Origin of the sequence: Ancylomarina longa (assembly GCF_003996985.1) — a bacterium.
Classification (GTDB): Bacteria; Bacteroidota; Bacteroidia; order Bacteroidales; family Marinifilaceae; genus Ancylomarina_A; species Ancylomarina_A longa.
The window spans coordinates 59435-77674 of record NZ_RJJX01000007.1; the positions used below are offsets into that span (position 1 = coordinate 59435).

Sequence of the window (18240 nt, forward strand, 5' to 3'; positions counted from 1 at the left end):
AAGATAGATATAGAAAAAGTCTATGAGCATATTTGTAAAAAAAATGATCTTTTTATCTTTTATTCATCTCTGGGTATTCTCATCCGTTTCAAAATTAATACATTTGTTTTAGTAAGAACAAAATCAGACTAAGCACAACAAGCAACTCTATGGATAAATTTAGCTTTCTAGGAAACAGCGAAATTGAATACATCGATGAACTATATCAATCCTACAAAAATGATCCGGAATCTGTTGAAGAGAGCTGGAGAAAGTTTTTTCAGGGATTCGACTTCGCATCAACAAAATTTCCGATAAAACAAACCATCAATAAAGATCAAATTCCTGCCTCTGAATCTATGGGTAAGGAATTTAATGTCATGAATTTAATTCAGGCATTCCGACAACGCGGACATTTATTTACAAAAACAAATCCTGTTCGCTCCCGAAGAAAATACTTTCCCACTTTAGATATTGAAAATTTCGACCTTTCAGAATCCGATTTGGAAACTACTTTTCATGCAGGAACAGAATTAGGACTCGGGAATGCCAAATTAAAAGATATTGTAGCTCACTTACAAGAAACTTATTGCAAGTCGATAGGAGCAGAATATGTTTTCGTGCGTCATCCACAGATGCTAAGATGGCTTCAGAAAAAAATGGAGGGAAGCAGAAACACTCCAAACTTTACAGATGAACAGCGCAAACATATCTACTACCACCTAAAACTTGCTGTCGGGTTTGAGAATTATATACACAAGAAATTTGTTGGTCAGAAGAGATTCTCACTCGAAGGTACAGAAACTTTAATTCCTGCTCTGGATGCAATGATAGAACGCGGAGCAGAATTAGGTGTGGAGGAATTTATTTTCGGAATGGCTCACCGAGGTAGACTCAATGTTCTGGCTAACATTTTAGAAAAACCCTACGAGAACATTTTCGAAGAATTTGTAGGAGAAGAATTTGAAGAGGACATTGCCTTGGGAGATGTGAAATATCATCTTGGTTATGGCAATACCGTTAAAACAGATGAAGGAAATCAAATTAAGCTTCATTTAGCTCCCAATCCTTCTCATCTGGAAACGGTAGGTGCTGTGGTGCAAGGAATTTCCCGTTCTAAAATAGACAATGATTATCAAGGGAATCAGGACAAACTGGTACCTGTTGTTATCCATGGTGATGCTGCAATTGCAGGTCAGGGGATTGTGTACGAAACCATTCAGATGTCACAACTGAAGGGATACAAAACAGGAGGAACGATTCATTTGGTGATCAACAACCAGATTGGTTTTACAACCAATTATTTGGATGCACGCTCCAGCACCTATTGTACCGATGTAGCAAAAGTAACCCGTTGTCCGGTCTTTCATGTAAATGGTGATGATGTGGAAGCACTGATATTCACTATTCGAATGGCAATGGAATACCGTCAGGAATTCAATACCGATGTTTTCATTGATATTCTTTCCTATCGGAAATATGGACACAACGAAGGCGATGAACCTCGTTTCACCCAGCCAATTTTATACAAAAACATAGCAGCTCACAAAAACCCAAGAGATCTTTACGCCGACATCCTATTGGAAAAAGGGATTTATTCCAAAGAGAAAGTAAAAACGTTGAATGCCGATTTTAACAAGCTTTTGGACGAAAAATTTGAGTTATCTAAAACATTCGAGAAGGTTATCATACAGCCGTTTTTAGAAAATTATTATAAAAACATTAGATTTTCGGAGCCTGTAGACTTTATATCTTCTCCCGAAACAGGAGTAAATCAGAAAGTATTAACCGAATTAGCCGATAAGATTACAAATCTTCCGGGCGATTTACACTTCTTTAAGAAGATTGGCAAATTAATGTCCGATCGAAAAAAGATGATTGAGAATAATCAATTCGATTGGGCAATGGGAGAACTGCTAGCCTATTCCAGTCTGTTGACAGAAGGTAATTCAGTTCGGTTAAGCGGTCAGGATTCTGAGAGAGGAACCTTCTCTCACCGACATGCTGCCTTAGTAATTGAGGATACCAATAAAAAATATTTCCCACTCAAAAATATAAGTGAAGATCAGGCTCCTTTTCATGTTTACAATTCGTCTTTAAGTGAATACGGAGTACTAGCTTATGAGTACGGATATGCCCTTGCACATCCTCGGGGACTAACTATTTGGGAGGCTCAGTTTGGAGATTTTCATAATGTAGCACAAGCGGTAATCGATCAGTATATCAGTGCGGCGGAAGATAAATGGGGAATTAAAAATGGTTTGGTAATGTACCTACCACATGGTTACGAAGGTCAGGGGGCAGAGCATTCCAGTGCCAGAATGGAGAGATTCCTTACCCTTTGCGCCAACAACAATATGCAGATAACCAATCCAAGCACACCCGCGAACTTGTTTCACATGCTCCGCAGACAAGTAAAACGTGATATTCGAGTGCCTTTGATTTCCTTTACCCCCAAAAGTCTGTTGCGTCATCCAGCATGCGTATCCAGCATCGAAGAAATGGCAAAAGGAAGATTTCAGGAGGTGATTGATGATAAAAATGTGATTTCGGAAGAAGTCCGTCGTGTTGTATTTTGTTCCGGTAAAATCTATTACGATTTGCTGGCGCAGAAAGAAAAGCTAAATGCTCAGGATATTGCCTTGGTGCGAATAGAACAATTATATCCTTTCCCTCATCAGCAGGTGGACGGAGTTTTAAATCGATATCCGAATGCACTACTTCATTTGTGGGTACAGGAAGAACCGGAAAATATGGGCGCATGGCAATTCATCAATTATAACTTTAAGGATAAAGATATAAAAATAATTCCTGTTGCCCGTTTGGCAAGTGGTAGTCCCGCAACCGGACTCTCAAAAATACATGCCATAGGACAAAATGAAATTATCCGCAAAGTATTTCGAAAATGTACCTGTGAGCGGAAGCTTAAATATTGCGGATTACAATGTGTTGAGGGTAGTTCACATGATGAAATCCTGCGTCAGCACGAATATTTTGAGGAAAAAAAGAGCAAGCTATTGATGTAAGCGTATCAATAAACTTTGAATCAGAAATAACAAGAAACACAATCAAGAAAACAAATTCGAAATGATTGAAATAAAAATACCTAGTCCCGGAGAATCCATATCAGAAGTAGAAATAGCCAGCTGGTTTGTTGCTGATGGCGATATAGTGGAGAGAGATCAGGAGATAGCAGAATTAGAATCCGACAAAGCAACCCTTACGCTGGTTGCCGAAGAGGGTGGAAAAATACAAATTCAAGCTCAGGAAGGCGATACCGTAGCCGTTGGCTCAATTGCCTGTACAATCGACACCAGTTTTGCCGGATCGGCTCCCAAAACAGCAGCTGCACCCGCAAGCAAAGCGGAAGAAAAAACCACCACAAAACCTACTGAAGCCAAAGCGCCGGTTGAAGCATCGGAAAATTACCAGGATGTAAAAATTTCGCCCATTGGCAAAAAGCTGATGGAAGAAAATAACCTATCCGTAGATGATGTAATGGCCGGATTACAACGATTAACTAAAAAAGATATTCAGGCGGTGGTAGATGTAAAAGATCAACCAGCCCCTATCACGGCAAAAACAAGCACCATATCGCGGGAAGCGAAACGAACCAAAATGACCAACTTGCGCAAGAAATTGAGCGCACGTTTGGTATCGGTGAAAAATGAAACAGCCATGCTAACCACCTTTAACGAGGTTGACATGAGTGCGGTGATGGAATTAAGGAAGAAGTATCAGAAAAAATTCGTAGAAACCCATGATATCAAACTAGGTTTCATGTCCTTTTTCACCAAAGCCGCCACCGAAGCGTTAAAGGCTCACCCGATGGTGAACTCAATGATGGATGGAGAAGAAATTGTTACACCCGATTATGCCGACATTGCTATTGCCGTGCAAACGCCAAAAGGATTGATGGTTCCGGTAATTCGAAATACCGAAAGCCTGGGTCTTGCTGATATTGAAAAGAAATTAATGGAACTGGCCAACAAGGCCCGTACAGGTAAAATCAGTCTGGATGAGATGACTGGCGGAACCTTTACTATTACCAATGGTGGAGTATTTGGATCGCTGCTTAGCACACCAATAATCAATCCTCCGCAATCGGGAATCTTGGGAATGCATAATATTGTGGAACGACCGGTTGCTGTAAATGGTAAGGTGGAAATTCGCCCGATGATGTACATTGCCCTATCCTACGATCATCGTGTGATTGATGGAAAAGATTCGGTTGGATTCCTGGTGAAAATTAAGGAAATGATTGAAAATCCACACCACATGCTATTCGATGGAAAAGATCCGGACAGCATGTTGCTAGGAATATAGGATAGATTAGACAATATTATAAGGACACGTCATGGCATGTCCTTTTTCTTTTGTGAGCAATACCGTAGGAATGTATCAGCCCTTCAGGCTGATGACTTACGGCTTGGATATACTAGGGGCGATGCCCCTAGTTTTAATATCTGAGCCTTTCAGGCTCTGGAATTGCTACATCAAGTTATATTAGCCTGAAGGGCTAGTACTCCAAAGCTAGGGGCATCGCCCCTAGGATATAAACCATGAATTTACACCATGGTAATATACCATGATGATATACCATGATAATATTCCATGATTATGCCCCACCAGTATTATACACCACGAATAATTCCAGCCGGAAGGCCTGACATATCCTCAAACTCGGAAATCCAAGCATCGTGTAACCCTATAGCCTGAAGGGCTAATACGCCATAGCTAGGGGCGATGCCCCTAGAATATAAACCATGAATTTACACCATGGGTAATTCAGGCTGAAGGCCTGAGACTAATCATGACCAAAAATAAGTAGTATCGTATTCAATCACATCATACTTACTCATGAAACTTTCCAGTTCATTTTTATAATCAACCGTATTATGATGTTCTTTTTGTCTCTCAATATATTTCGCCACATTTTGCAGCACAGAACTACTCACCGAAAATGCACCATAACCAATTTGCCAGGTAAACTCCAGAATTCCCTTATCCTTCATCCACTTAGAACTTGACTTTTTCACCTCTTCAACTACTTTAGCCAAGGCATAATTTTTTGATAGGCGAAATAGTATATGGATATGATCGGGAACCGAATTGATTTTTATGGATGGACTTTCCATATTTTTTAATATTCCCGCAATATATCCATGCATTTCTTTTTCTAACTCACTTGTTATATGCGGCTCTCTCCCTTTTGTCCCAAAGATTAGATGCACATAAAGTTGTGATAGTGATTGTCCCATTTCATTTAGGTATTAAATGTCTTATTTATTTGTATCAGCCCTTCAGGCTGATGACTTACTGCTTCGGTATACTAGGGGCGATGCCCCTAGTTTTAATATCTGAGCCTTTCAGTCTCTAAAAATCCCTGCATCGTGTAACAACCCTAGCCTGAAGGGCTAGTACGCCATAGCTAGGCATCGCCCCTGGAATATAAACCATGAATTTACACCATGGTAATATTCCATGATTATGCCCCACCAGTATTATACACCACGAATAATTCCAGCCGGAAGGACTGGAATTAAATATCACAAAAAAAACCACCTCTCGCGAGGTGGTTTCCCTTTTAGATATTTATTCTTCAGTGGTACTCACTTGCTCCGCATCTCTAGTGGTGCGGGCATCAACCACGAAGTTGTACTTTTCAATAAGGCTGTTAGATCGCTTAATAATATCGGAATAAGTTGGCACTTCGCTGATAATAGAAAATGCATAAATACGACTGGAGAGGTTTCGATACACTTGAGTAATTTTCTTGCGAAGATCTACAATTTTAATTTCCGGCGATGCTGCATCCTCCTTGATACGCTCCAAATAATGAGCATCAAATTGCATATTCGAAGTCTCCAGTTCATTCACCCAGTCGGTCAATAATAATTTACTAAGCGCATCTACCAAAACAATCTCCCGCTTCCACTCCTGAATAATTGCAGTAATGGTTGCTGTTTCTCCCTGATAGTTCTGCTTGGTAATTTGGGAGCCATACTTTTTCAACGAATTAAGTAAGATGTCAGCAGCCTCCTTTTTACCTGCATCATAATGATAAGCGTATGCATTAATCATGGACTGAATTCCAACAAACGCTTTATCGCGACGATTATCATCCTCTTGTAGTGTTTTTGTAAACTGACTACTTTGTTTAGGCATATACAATGCCACCATTGTTGCAAACAAAGCCTGAAGCTCATCATACTCAGGCTTTAATTTAAGTGTTTCGAGTTCATTTTCATTTAAAACGCTTAAAAAATTCTTTACAAACTGAATAAACTCGTTGTTTCGCAAATGCGATAAATAAATTGGTTCAAACATTAGGTTAGTTTTACATTTAACAAATTTCACATGAAGATATAAAATATTCCAAGAACATAAAAATAAATTATTCATTTTTATGTCATCTACTTTAAACCGAGCTGATCCAAAGCAACCTATGTGCAGAATAAAATATATTGTAAGTAGGAAAGCTCCGCGCTTACGCGGAAATCTGCCACTGATGGCAGCACGTATTCGCAAGCTTGCGGAAGTCTCCCGCCCGGCGCGGCAAGCTTTCGCGGCTCTGCGGAACGTTGCTGCCTTGGGCTGCTAACTTTCGCGGCTCCGCGGAAGGCTCCCGCTGACGGCAGGAAGCTTTCGCGCAGCTTTATTCCACTCCCGACCAAAAGCCAGATATAACTAAAGATGGCACAGCTTCCCTACCGGCTGAAGGCCTGAAATTCCAAACCCGGGATATTGGCTCACATGAATCCAGGATAATTTCAATGGCAGAAAAAGTCCATTATACTCCTACTATTAATTCAGATCAAGGGTTGAATAGGTAGCTTAGAACGAATGTATTCGGATTATCCCCCTGCGGGGAATCTTGATTTGCTTCATCAACTCCGTGGGTTGGCACCCACGGTTATTCAAATAAAACCACTTCGCGGCTGTAAAACTTCCCCGAAAAAATGACAAGACTTGATTTGCATCACCATTTATTTGCAGGCTGAAGGCCTGCGATTCCATAGCTTGGGGCATCGCCAGAAGACACCTACGCTTAATCAATTTAAACTACTTCGTGACTTCAAAACTTCCCCGAAAAGATAACAAGACTTGATTTGCATCACCATTTATTTGCAGACTGAAGGCCTGCGATTCCATAACTTGGGGCATCGCCCCAAGAAACACAACCAAATGATGGCACCCATGGGTTAAGGATTGCAGTGGAAACCCCACAGGATTGCCTGAGGTACGAAGGTAAGCCGAGGAGTTGCAGCGGAAAGCCTGACCCGATAGGGGAACCCCCTAATGAGAATTCGAGTTTTAGACGATAGTCAATAAAAAAACCTGACCAGATCAATCGTATTTTTATGGAATGACCCGGCAGGTTTGAGAAATGTCTTTAATGAAAAAGACCTGACAAGTTTTGGAAACCTGTCAGGTCTAGGTATGATGCTTATAATATTAGATTTTAGCGTTTACCATAGCCACAATCTCGTTTTCGAGAGCGATGGCTTTATCGGCAATCGCTTGTCCTTTGGCGATGATGTCGGCAGACCAAGCTTTGTCCTCCAAATCGGCGGCGTTGATTTTCACATTCATGAAAGCCCCCAAAACGCCCGAACGAGCGGCTAATGCGCCAACTCCGGCATCGGTAATAGAATTTGGATTTCCTATTTCGGCCATTGCTTTAGCAACATCCATACAGCCCAAACACAATTCCATGGTTTGGAAAGGCACCATAGTAGCAAATTTGGTAGCCTCCTCCATTGCGGCCTTGCGGGCAGCCTTTTCGGCATCCGATTTTTTAGGCATGCGAATGGCATCCATAATTTTATTGAAGGCATTGGTATCCTCATCCACCAATTTCACCAATTGGGTATGATAATGCTTGCCTTTCTCTGCCCAATCCGAGAACTCTTCCCAACGATCGTCCCATCCTGGTTTGTGTGCCGAAAGGTTGGCAACCATGGAACCAAGGGCAGCACCCATAGCACCCATATATGCCGAGATAGAACCTCCACCCGGAGCCATAGATTCCGAAGCTGTTTCCTCTACAAAAGCGGTAAGATCCATGTCCACCAATTTCTTTTGCGACTTATCTTCGAGGATATACTCGATGATTTTCTTATCGGCATCGAATGGATACAGCTCGTCGAGACCTAGAGATTTAACGGCTATTTTAATAATTTCGCGATCGGCAATACCGGTAGAACGACCTTGCTTGCGCAGATAATGTTTTCCTGCATCAATCATGGCTTTCAGCGGCACCACACCTACCAGTTCCGAACCGGTTACCCGGATACCACGAGCCTGGGCTTTGGCACAAACCTCATCAAAAGCCTGATGAATAGAGGTCACCGATATGTCGGTCATGTTCATAGAAATCTGCGCCACGCCAAACTCTTCGATAAACCATCCGATTGCCTTGGTAGCCTTCAATGTACCTGGAATCATCACTGGTTTGCCATTCTCATCTTTCACGATTTTACCCGTTGATGGGTTTCCTTCGCGCTTGGTACGACCACGTTCGCGAACATCAAAAGCGATAGCATTGGCACGACGGGTAGAAGTAGTATTAAGATTGAAGTTATAGGCCACTAAAAAGTTACGAGCACCCACGGCAGTAACACCACTCTTGGCCACAGCAGCAGTAAATTCTGCTGGTCCGAAATCTGGTTTCCACTGCTCGGTTCCTATTCTCTCCTTTACTGCTTCGTATTCACCGGCACGACAAACAGCAAGGTTTTTACGCTCGGCAGTACGAGCAGCAAACTCGTAACAATAAACAGGAACGCCAGCCTCCTGGCCAATACGCTGTGCCAATTTATGCGCATAAGTTATCGTTTCTTCCATGGTGATATTGGCAACCGGTACCAAAGGACAAACATCGGTAGCACCGAAACGAGGGTGTGCCCCTTTGTGCTTGCTCATATCGATTAATTCGGCTGCTTTTTTCACAGCACGGAAAGCTGCTTCGCAAACCTCATCGGGTGTACCTACCATGGTTACCACGGTACGGTTGGTGGCTTTTCCAGGATCAACATCAATCAGGCGAACACCTTCTACCGATTCAATCTCGTCGGTAATCTGTTTAATGATATTCATGTCGTTCCCTTCACTGAAGTTCGGAACGCATTCGATTAGCTTTTTCATTTTAGTGTATGTTATTTATTTTATTCTTATTTGAATTGTTTGTTTCTAAGTGCTTACTACACTCCTCTGTCCTGTCAGACATCTCCCCTGAAAAGGGAGAGAGTGCAACAATCATGTGAATTATCAACCTGTTATCCCCCAGACCTGACAGGTTTTAAAAACCTGTCAGGTCTAAATCCTCTTCTACAATCGCTGTCCGCGCAATATCACCACATCAATCAGATTGCTTCCGTAGGCATAAGGCATATATTCAATGGATGGAATCTCTTTCGTTATAAATACATTGGCAATTTTTCCTTTGGCGATACTTCCCAATTCCTCCTGTAAACCCATGGCATAAGCCGAGTTGATGGTTGTTGCATTAATGGCTTCCTGTGGCAACATCTTATAGTTGATACAAGCCAGCGACAAAATAAATTTCATATTTCCCGATGGCGACGATCCCGGATTAAAATCGGATGCCAAAGCCACTGGCAATCCCGCATCCATCATCTTGCGTACCGGTGAACAAACCATATTCAGAAAGAAGGCTGCTCCAGGCAATACTGTAGGCATGGTTTCCGATCCTTTCAGGGCGGCAATCTCTGCATCCCCAACATATTCGAGATGATCTACCGATAAGGCATTGTATTTCACGCCCACCTGAATTCCGCCAGAGTAATCTAACTCGTTGGCATGAATCTTAGCACGCAAGCCATACTTCATTCCGGCATTCAGAATCCTGTCGGTTTCCTCCACGGTAAAAAATCCTTTATCGCAGAACACATCGATATAATCGGCCAACTCTTCGGCAGCTACCTGCGGAATCATTTCATTGATCACCAAATCGACATACTCTCCTTGTCTTCCTTTATAATCGGAAGGAACGGCGTGCGCTCCCAAAAAATTTGCTTTAATCGTTAAGGGAGTATTCTCTTTCAGTCGCTTAATCACGCGCAGCATTTTCAATTCATCTTCCACGCTCAATCCATAACCGCTCTTAATCTCCACAGCTCCGGTTCCCATGCTTATAATCTCATGCAAACGCTCCATTGCAGCCTCGTACAATTCCTCCTCGCTGGCATCGTGCATCCGCTTGGCCGAGTTTAAAATTCCACCGCCCCTTTTCGCGATTTCCTCATACGACAAGCCTTTAATCTTATCGGTATATTCAATTTCGCGACTTCCGGCGTATACCAAATGGGTATGCGAATCGCAAAAACTAGGGAAAACCATTCGCCCGGTAGCATCAATTTCCTCTACCAAATCAAACCCTTCCATTTCGTCGTAATTCGGCATATCTTCCATCTTGCCAAAATCGGCGATCTTATCATCTTCAATCAGCAAGTAGGCATTATCCAGACAATTCAGCTTTGCCATATCGGCTCCGGCAACCCACATTCGCGGTGTTTCTTCCACCTGCACCAGGCTTTTTATATTGCTTATCAACAATTTCATTCCAAATAATATTAGATATTATACAAGTATTCTTTCTTTTCTAAAAACTTTGGGCGTTTCCCCTTTCGGTTCTTCAATGGAACCGAAAGCGGTCAGGCTTTCCGCTATTACTCCTCGCCCCTCCCCGCAAAAGCCATTACTACTGCGGGGTAACCACTTCAATCCTTAACGCATGCAAACCTTAAAGTATCTACATCGAAGGATCATTTACACCTAACTTTTCCTTACAAAAAGCAGGAAAATAATATTGCAAATATTAGGGAAAAAAGAGCAAATTGCAAACCTTTTCGGTATGCCTTTAAATATAAGTCGAAAGCTTATATTTTCTTCTTCTTTTAAACGATTGTTTCTATTTTTAGGCTGCATTAAAAATGTAAGCCTAGGAGACTCCACATGGAGGAGAATCATAGGCAAACATCCAATGCATCAGACAATAGATATTCTACCTAAATCAGAACTCATGTTTAAAAAAGTACCACATACCTATGTCATTGTATTTGCCATTGTCGTTTTATCTGCCATCCTAACCTGGGTAATTCCCGGAGGAGAATACCAGCGCACAACGGTAAATGTGAATGGCACCAATCGCGAAGTTATCGTTCAGGATTCCTACCATCAAATCGAAAGTCAGGGACAAAGCTGGGAGGTATTCTCCTCTTTCTTCAATGGCTTCGTGGATAAGGCCGACATCATCATGTTTATCCTGGTAATTGGCGGTGCTTTCTGGATCATGAATGCCAGCAAATCTATCGATGTGGGCATCTACTCCTTTCTAAAATTCACTCAGAAACTGGAGAAGAATAAATTCATTCGAAAGATAGGCGTCAATAATATCATTCTAAGTTTAATCATGCTGGTGTTTAGCATCTTTGGTGCCACCTTTGGGATGAGTGAGGAAACCATTGCTTTCACCATTATATTTGTGCCGATGGCTATCAAGATGGGCTACGATTCTATTGTCGGTGTAAGCATCTGCTTTGTAGCCGCCGGACTTGGTTTTGCCGGTGCTTTACTGAATCCTTTCACCATTGGTATTGCACAGGGTTTATCCAATCTTCCGCTGTTCTCGGGTATCGAATATCGCTTATTTTGTTGGGTGGTAATCAATATTGTCGGCTTTACATTTATCCTTAGGTACGCAGCTAAAGTTCGTAAGAATCCGGAAAAATCATTGGTCTATACCGATGATGATTACTGGAGAAAGCATCACAATACCGATATGGAGACGATTAAATACTATACTCCTGTCTCGGCATGGGTATGTTATATTATCTTATTGCTTAGCATGATTGCATTCTCCTTTTACTATCCCGAAAGCACACTTAAAATTGGTAATGCAAAAGACACCTTTCCGGTTATTCCTATCGTTACTGCTTTATTTGCCGTTATGGGAGCCTTATCACTACGCAAATCGGTTCATTTCTTTATTCTGAATCTACTATTTTTCACCATCATTTACCTGATTGTTGGCGTAATGGGCTACGACTGGTACATTATGGAGATTGCAACCCTTTTCTTTGCAATGGGTATATTTTCGGGAATTGCTTTCAACAAGACTGCCAATGAAATTACGCTTTTATTCTTAGATGGAGCCCGGGATATTATGTCGGCGGCTATGATTGTTGGTCTTGCGGGTGGAATCTTAATCGTTCTAAAAGATGGTCATATTATTGATTCCATTCTCTATTACATTTCTCAATCGATGAACGATTTTGGCAAAATGGCATCCATCAGTATCATGTACCTCATCCAAAACATCATTAATATCATCATCCCATCTGGCTCGGCTAAGGCTGCACTAACCATGCCTATGATGTCACAGTTTTCTGATTTAATAGGTGTATCGCGACAAGCTACAGTTATGGCATTTCAATTCGGCGATGGATTCACCAATATGATTACCCCAACATCCGGTGTGCTGATTGGTGTTCTGGGAGTTGCGAAAATACCTTACGACAAATGGGTGAAATGGATCGGTGGCTTTATGGTTGTTCTTATCTTATTAGGACTCCTTCTATTGATTCCAACCGTTACTATGGAGTTGAATGGGTTTTAGGAGAAAAGATATCACTATTCTAAGATTAAAGAAACCGTCTCAAAATGAATTGAGACGGTTCAGTAAAATTAATATCAAATATTTTTAAATCTATTTTGACTAATTTCTTGTAAAAAGAAAATTATAGGTTCCAAAGGATCCTTCGTCAACAGTAATTTTAAATTGCATCTCAAAAGAACCATCACAAGATTTATATAATCCTCCTCCCGGGCCATAATAATAATTGGTATAAGACCCCCAAGGCGCACTTGATCCGAGAACGGATTTAACTACGTTTACCTTAAAGGAATTTGGATCAATATTTAATTCCAATAAATTGTTATTAGGTGCCCCACCTTCCATTTCAAAGATACCTGCCACAAAAATCTTAAATGGATCTGAAGGATCAGCAGTAAATGTAACATCACCAGCCACTTCCCAGTCATCAGATACAACATGATAACTACCTACCGACAAAGCAGGATCAAACTCACAAGTCACAAAAACATTCAATGCCGCAGTGGATCTTGAAGAAATTCCATTGGCAGTTGTAACCACATGAAATAAAAATGAATCATTTACTTTGACATCATTTTCAGAAATTCCTAATGCCTGTATCACATCCAAAGCTTGTAAGGTAATAGTTACCGGGAAAGAAGAAATTTCCTGTACAACAGCATTCTTTCCCTTATAAGTTACTTGTACTTCTGCAGCATCTACACTTTCCCCTTCAGGTAAATCAACGACAAATTCAACATATGAATTTGCCAGATCAGAGGTGTAAAAGGCAGGATTTACATCAGTTACAACAGGAATAATAGCTAAACCTCTCGATCCAACCAAATTCTCATTTGTATCATCGCAAGCACCAAAAAAAAGTCCAAGAATGATGATAACACTTAATATTTTATATTTTTTCATAGTATTCATTTTTCATTATAAATATAAGACTATCGTGAACCACCTGCCCACCATACATTCTCAGTATATACATAACTTCCATCACCATAAGCTTCGCGAACATTAACGTTAGTAGTTACATCTTCGGAACCATAAGAAAAGCGCAATGGAAATTTAGAGGTATTTAACGGATTATCCAATTGTATAAAATCCTCGCCCATTGCTTTAAGTCTTCTAATATCATCAAAAGTTTCAATCGATTCTTCCTCAAAAAAAGCAATATACTTTTGTACCATAATCTCTTTTAAGGTTGCATTTTGATCTGTCAAGCCTGGCGCAATTTCAGTATTATAATAGGTTTCAGCATCAGTGGCAGAAATTCCAATATTCACTTTACCACAAGCTGCTACAATTGCATTCTCTAAAGCTATTTTAGCATTTACCAGATCATTTTTTCTTGCATAAGCTTCCGCTTTTAAAAACTCGATCTCATGATAACTCATTAAATAGGTTGGTGCGGTTATAGAACTAATTGCAGAAATTCCATATAAACCTTGTGTTTGGTTTGGAGCACCATTAGGAGCAAAAGTTAGGTCGCCACCATCTGTATATGGTTTGAAAAATACTGCATCTCGTGGGTCATTCCTGGAAACTAATTTATTATGAAAACTTGTACTTGCTCCGAAATAATCCCTATCCAAAAAGAACTGCTCAAACGGGCTCTTTGATGATGTTCCATTATATTCAAACTGACATTGTTCATCAGCACTAGTAAAGGAATTATTTGCAAACGTAATTACATCATCATAATTTGGAGATCTCAAAGATAATCTCATTGTGTATCTCGCTTTTAAACCATAAGCAAATTTTATCCATTTAGCAATACTGGCTTCATCTCCTCCATATATAAAGTCCTGAGTTCCCAAAGCTGGGAAATTGGATTCCTTCGACAAATTAGCTATTGCATCATCTAAAAATTGAAAAATAACAGTATAAATAGATTCTTGCGTATCTAATTTAGGAGTAAATATAACCCCTGGCTGCAAAGCTTCAGTCCACGGTACATCCCCCATCATATCAGTTAAAATCGCCAAATTATAAGCTGATAATATTTGAGCAATTCCAAGTGTATGATAATTACCATCCTCATCACCTCCTTCACTAGTTTTAGTTATAATGTCATTAAGATTCAAGAGATTTTGGTACAATGAATTCCAAGAATTATTATACGTAGTACTACTAGTTGGTTCGTTAGATCTAATTTCAGCATTATACATTTGATTAAACACACCCACGTTATGCTCTACATAACATGATGAATAAAACGCTAAATCACTACCAGTAACACTAAATGCAGAACTAGTCATCACATCTGTGATAATTAAGTTAGATGCCATATTTGCAGGGTCATTCACATCCTCATTGATATTATCCATCAAATCTTCAGAACACGAGCTAACTAAAATAGCAAAAAGGGCAATCGTAATACTATAAATATATTTTTTCATATTATTCATCCTTTTAAAATTAGAATTTAACATCTATACTAAATCCATAACTTGTTGCCTGTGGTAATGAAAATCTCTCAAACCCACCAGCCATGTTATTATTTCCTTGTGATGATTCAGGATCAAAATTATCAAGTTCTGTCCATAATAAAATATTTCTAGCAAAGGTCGAGATTGATAAATCAACTTTAGGAATCATACCTTTAGGAAAATTATATTTCAGTGTTATCTCTCGAAGTTTAATAAATGAATTTCCATGTATATAGTATTCATCAATATTAGTTAGCACATCTGAATAAAGTGTTTGATAAGCACCTGAATCATCAGCACCTCCACGAGCGATATCATTTCTAGATCCATCTGACTTATATCCATCAAAAATGAAAGTAGACTCACGATCTTCAGTTCTCTTTGACATACCATACAAGTCTAACAAACCATTCGATCCAGAATACATTTGTCCACCACTCTTCCATTCGAAAGTAGCACCTAATGACCAATTCTTATAAATGAAATTACTAGAACCTCCAATAATGAAGTCTGGAGAAACAGAACCAATTACTCCTGGCTCACCTGCCATTGGCATACCGTAATCAGAAGCATTAGGATCCTCATTAACTAAAATATGTCCACTTTCATCTTTTTTATATTGCGAACCATATATAACAGGATATGTATCCCCAATACCAGCCCTAACCTGTGGTGTCGTAAATCCTCCTAAGAAAATACTTTCAACACCTGGAGATAACTTATCTACAACATTCTCAATTTTGGAATAGTTCACACTCACATCCCAGGTAAAATCCTTAGTTTTAATAGGAGTAACGTACAATACAACCTCATGTCCATTTGTGTGAACTTCACCACCATTCATTACTAAACTACTTGCTCCTGTTGATCCAGCCAAAGGAACTGAGAAAATTTGATCCACTACATTTTGTCTGGAATACGTATAATCAACACCAATGCGGTTATGTGCAAATTTCAAATTAACCCCAACCTCATACGATTTTGTATTCTGAGGTTTTAATGCAGGATCATATAATACATTATTTGGGATATAGGAATTTACTCCTTCAAGAGGATAGGTAATCGGCTCATCTGTCCAGAAACCACCACCATAATTCGGTTTTGTATAAAAATTCTCCAAAAATGTTCCAGCTTGTCCAACTTCCGCATAAGATCCTCTAATTTTTGCAAATGTTATCCAATTAACATTTTTTACAAAATCCAACTCTGAAGCTACAAACCCTAATGACACAGAAGGATAAAAGAAAGAACGATTATTTCTAGGCATAGATGATGCAACATCGTTACGACCGGTCATGTTTAGATATAACATACTTTTCCATGATAATGAAAGGCTAGCAAAAACCCCAACCGTACGATCCTTAAACTGTGCTTCGGTAGCAGTTACTGTGTTTGCATTATCAATATGATTCCATCCTCCAAAATTAAATTCCTGTCCGAATTCATCATATGTTTTAGTTCTGGTATGATTCAATTCATTACCAAGAATAAGATTTAAATGAAGATCATCGTTAATATTCCAATCAAAGTTGGCCGTCAATAATGAATTATAAGTCATATCAGTGACTCCATAATTATCAATAGATCCTTTTTTTCCTTTACTACCAAATCCGAAAATATCCTGATAATGGGTAGTATAAGTATCAATACCCAATTGATATTTAACGGTTAAATCCATATTTGCAGTTAAAGGGGTTGCAAACTCAACATAACCATTACCAAAAAAACGATTTGTTTCCTCGTTAAACACATTATTATCTTGAATCCAATAAGGATTATCAAAAGTTAATGACCTGTAATATATTTGAGTATATGGATCACCTGGAATATAATTCGGATATCCTTTTAAATTATAGCTACTAGGTGCTGACAATACTCCCGCCAAAGAAGCATCATTTGCTCCAGATAGCTTATCAATTACTGTTTTGGCGTAATTCGTAGAAAATCCAACTTTAAAATGTTCATTTAATTTACGTTCTGCAGCGGCTTTCGCATTCCACCGTTTCATTCCCGTATTTAATGCTATCCCATCCTGATCAGTATAACCAATTCCAACTGAAAAATTGCCATGTTCAGTACCTTGGCTTAAATTGATACCTGTTGTAGATGTATATCCTGTTTGATAATAATCATCCCAGTTATTATACACCTGAGGCTTCACCCATGGATCTAATCCCGCATCTTCAAGTTGTGGAACATTGTACATTCCTTCATGTCCATTTGCATTACCACCATATGTAGGATCATCAGGTAAATCAGAAATTTTTGCACCCCATGATAAAGATGTCCTGGGATTATATACACCTGAATTTCCCTGCGACCAAATTGTTTGATAATCCGGAGTTCTGGAAACAACATCAAAACTTGTAGTTTGATTAATAGATACAATTGGTTTTCCATTAACCCCTCCTTTTCCACTTTTAGTCGTTATAATTACAACTCCATTGGAGGCCCGCAATCCATATAGAGCTGCTGCTGCTTGACCTTTTAATACATTAATACTTTCAATATCATTTGGATTTAAGTCTAATGCTCTATTAGAAATATCAGCACCTGTAACACTATTACCTGTACTAAAGGCAGCAGTACTCGCAATTGGCATACCATCTACAACATACAAAGGCGTATTATTTCCAGTAAAAGACCTCGACCCTCTAATTATAATTTGCGAAGAAGCCCCAGGCATACCACTTGACATTTTAATATCAACACCAGCAACTTTCCCCTGAAGAGCTTTAGCCAAATCTGGAGTACCTGTTTTCTTTAAATCTTCAGATTTCACCTCTTGCACAGAATAACCTAAAGCTTTTTTCTCCCTCTTTATTCCCAGTGCAGTTACAACAACCTCATCCATCCCAATGGATTCCGTTTTCAGAACAACATTGATTTGATTATTATTTCCAACCACAATTTCTTGTGTTACCATCCCAACAAAACTATACACTAGAATGTCTTTTGGATTGGCATTAATAACATATTTACCATTTAAATCAGAACTTGTTCCAGAAGTTGTCCCCTTAACAACAATGGAAACTCCAGGAATGCCTAAGCCATCATCAGCACTAGTAACTGTTCCTGTAATTTCTCTTGTTTGTGCAGTAACCATTTGAAAAGTCAACATTAAAACACAAACAATAAATGTCAGTTTTTTCATAGATAAAATTTTTAGTTAGTAAAAATTACTGTGGTTAATGTTAAGCA

The 18240-nt window shown here is 39.5% G+C and carries 10 protein-coding genes; 3 read left to right on the forward strand and 7 right to left on the reverse strand.

The genetic code is table 11. The annotated features are described in order from the left end of the window. The first annotated feature begins 149 nt into the window (after window positions 1–149). Complete coding sequence (locus DLK05_RS07125; protein WP_127343323.1) at window positions 150–3005, forward strand: 2-oxoglutarate dehydrogenase E1 component; 2856 nt, start codon at window positions 150–152, stop codon at window positions 3003–3005. A 61-nt stretch (window positions 3006–3066) separates the two neighbouring features. After that, on the forward strand, window positions 3067–4305 hold the full coding sequence (gene odhB, locus DLK05_RS07130; protein WP_127343324.1) for a 2-oxoglutarate dehydrogenase complex dihydrolipoyllysine-residue succinyltransferase: 1239 nt from the start codon (window positions 3067–3069) through the stop codon (window positions 4303–4305). A gap of 485 nt (window positions 4306–4790) precedes the next feature. Here odhB and tnpA read toward each other — a convergent pair whose 3' ends face one another. The 4 genes from tnpA to hutI all read right to left on the reverse strand — a co-directional run bounded on the left by tnpA (window position 4791) and on the right by hutI (window position 10566). Then, the gene (gene tnpA / locus DLK05_RS07135; RefSeq protein ID WP_127343325.1) at window positions 4791–5240 is read right to left on the reverse strand and encodes an IS200/IS605 family transposase; all 450 of its coding nucleotides are present in this window, start codon (window positions 5238–5240) and stop codon (window positions 4791–4793) included. Between the two features lie 334 nt (window positions 5241–5574). Continuing rightward, the gene (locus DLK05_RS07140; protein ID WP_127343326.1) at window positions 5575–6309 is read right to left on the reverse strand and encodes a DUF6261 family protein; all 735 of its coding nucleotides are present in this window, start codon (window positions 6307–6309) and stop codon (window positions 5575–5577) included. A 1128-nt stretch (window positions 6310–7437) separates the two neighbouring features. Continuing rightward, window positions 7438–9129: a glutamate formimidoyltransferase gene (ftcD, locus tag DLK05_RS07145; RefSeq protein ID WP_127343327.1), complete on the reverse strand. Its 1692-nt coding sequence runs from the start codon at window positions 9127–9129 to the stop codon at window positions 7438–7440. A gap of 183 nt (window positions 9130–9312) precedes the next feature. Beyond that, on the reverse strand, window positions 9313–10566 hold the full coding sequence (gene hutI, locus DLK05_RS07150; RefSeq protein WP_127343328.1) for an imidazolonepropionase: 1254 nt from the start codon (window positions 10564–10566) through the stop codon (window positions 9313–9315). A gap of 460 nt (window positions 10567–11026) precedes the next feature. On the opposite strand from hutI, the gene DLK05_RS07155 reads away from it, so the two are divergent. Beyond that, the gene (locus tag DLK05_RS07155; RefSeq protein ID WP_127343329.1) at window positions 11027–12622 is read left to right on the forward strand and encodes a YfcC family protein; all 1596 of its coding nucleotides are present in this window, start codon (window positions 11027–11029) and stop codon (window positions 12620–12622) included. A 99-nt stretch (window positions 12623–12721) separates the two neighbouring features. Here DLK05_RS07155 and DLK05_RS07160 read toward each other — a convergent pair whose 3' ends face one another. From DLK05_RS07160 to DLK05_RS07170, 3 genes are read right to left on the reverse strand one after another with little or no spacing between them, the layout of a single operon-like run. Then, window positions 12722–13522 (reverse strand): hypothetical protein, encoded by an 801-nt coding sequence (locus DLK05_RS07160; RefSeq protein WP_127343330.1) that lies wholly within the window; start codon window positions 13520–13522, stop codon window positions 12722–12724. A 29-nt stretch (window positions 13523–13551) separates the two neighbouring features. Continuing rightward, the gene (locus DLK05_RS07165; protein ID WP_127343331.1) at window positions 13552–15009 is read right to left on the reverse strand and encodes a SusD/RagB family nutrient-binding outer membrane lipoprotein; all 1458 of its coding nucleotides are present in this window, start codon (window positions 15007–15009) and stop codon (window positions 13552–13554) included. Between the two features lie 19 nt (window positions 15010–15028). Continuing rightward, window positions 15029–18193 (reverse strand): SusC/RagA family TonB-linked outer membrane protein, encoded by a 3165-nt coding sequence (locus DLK05_RS07170; RefSeq protein WP_127343332.1) that lies wholly within the window; start codon window positions 18191–18193, stop codon window positions 15029–15031. Window positions 18194–18240: the final 47 nt, after the last annotated feature.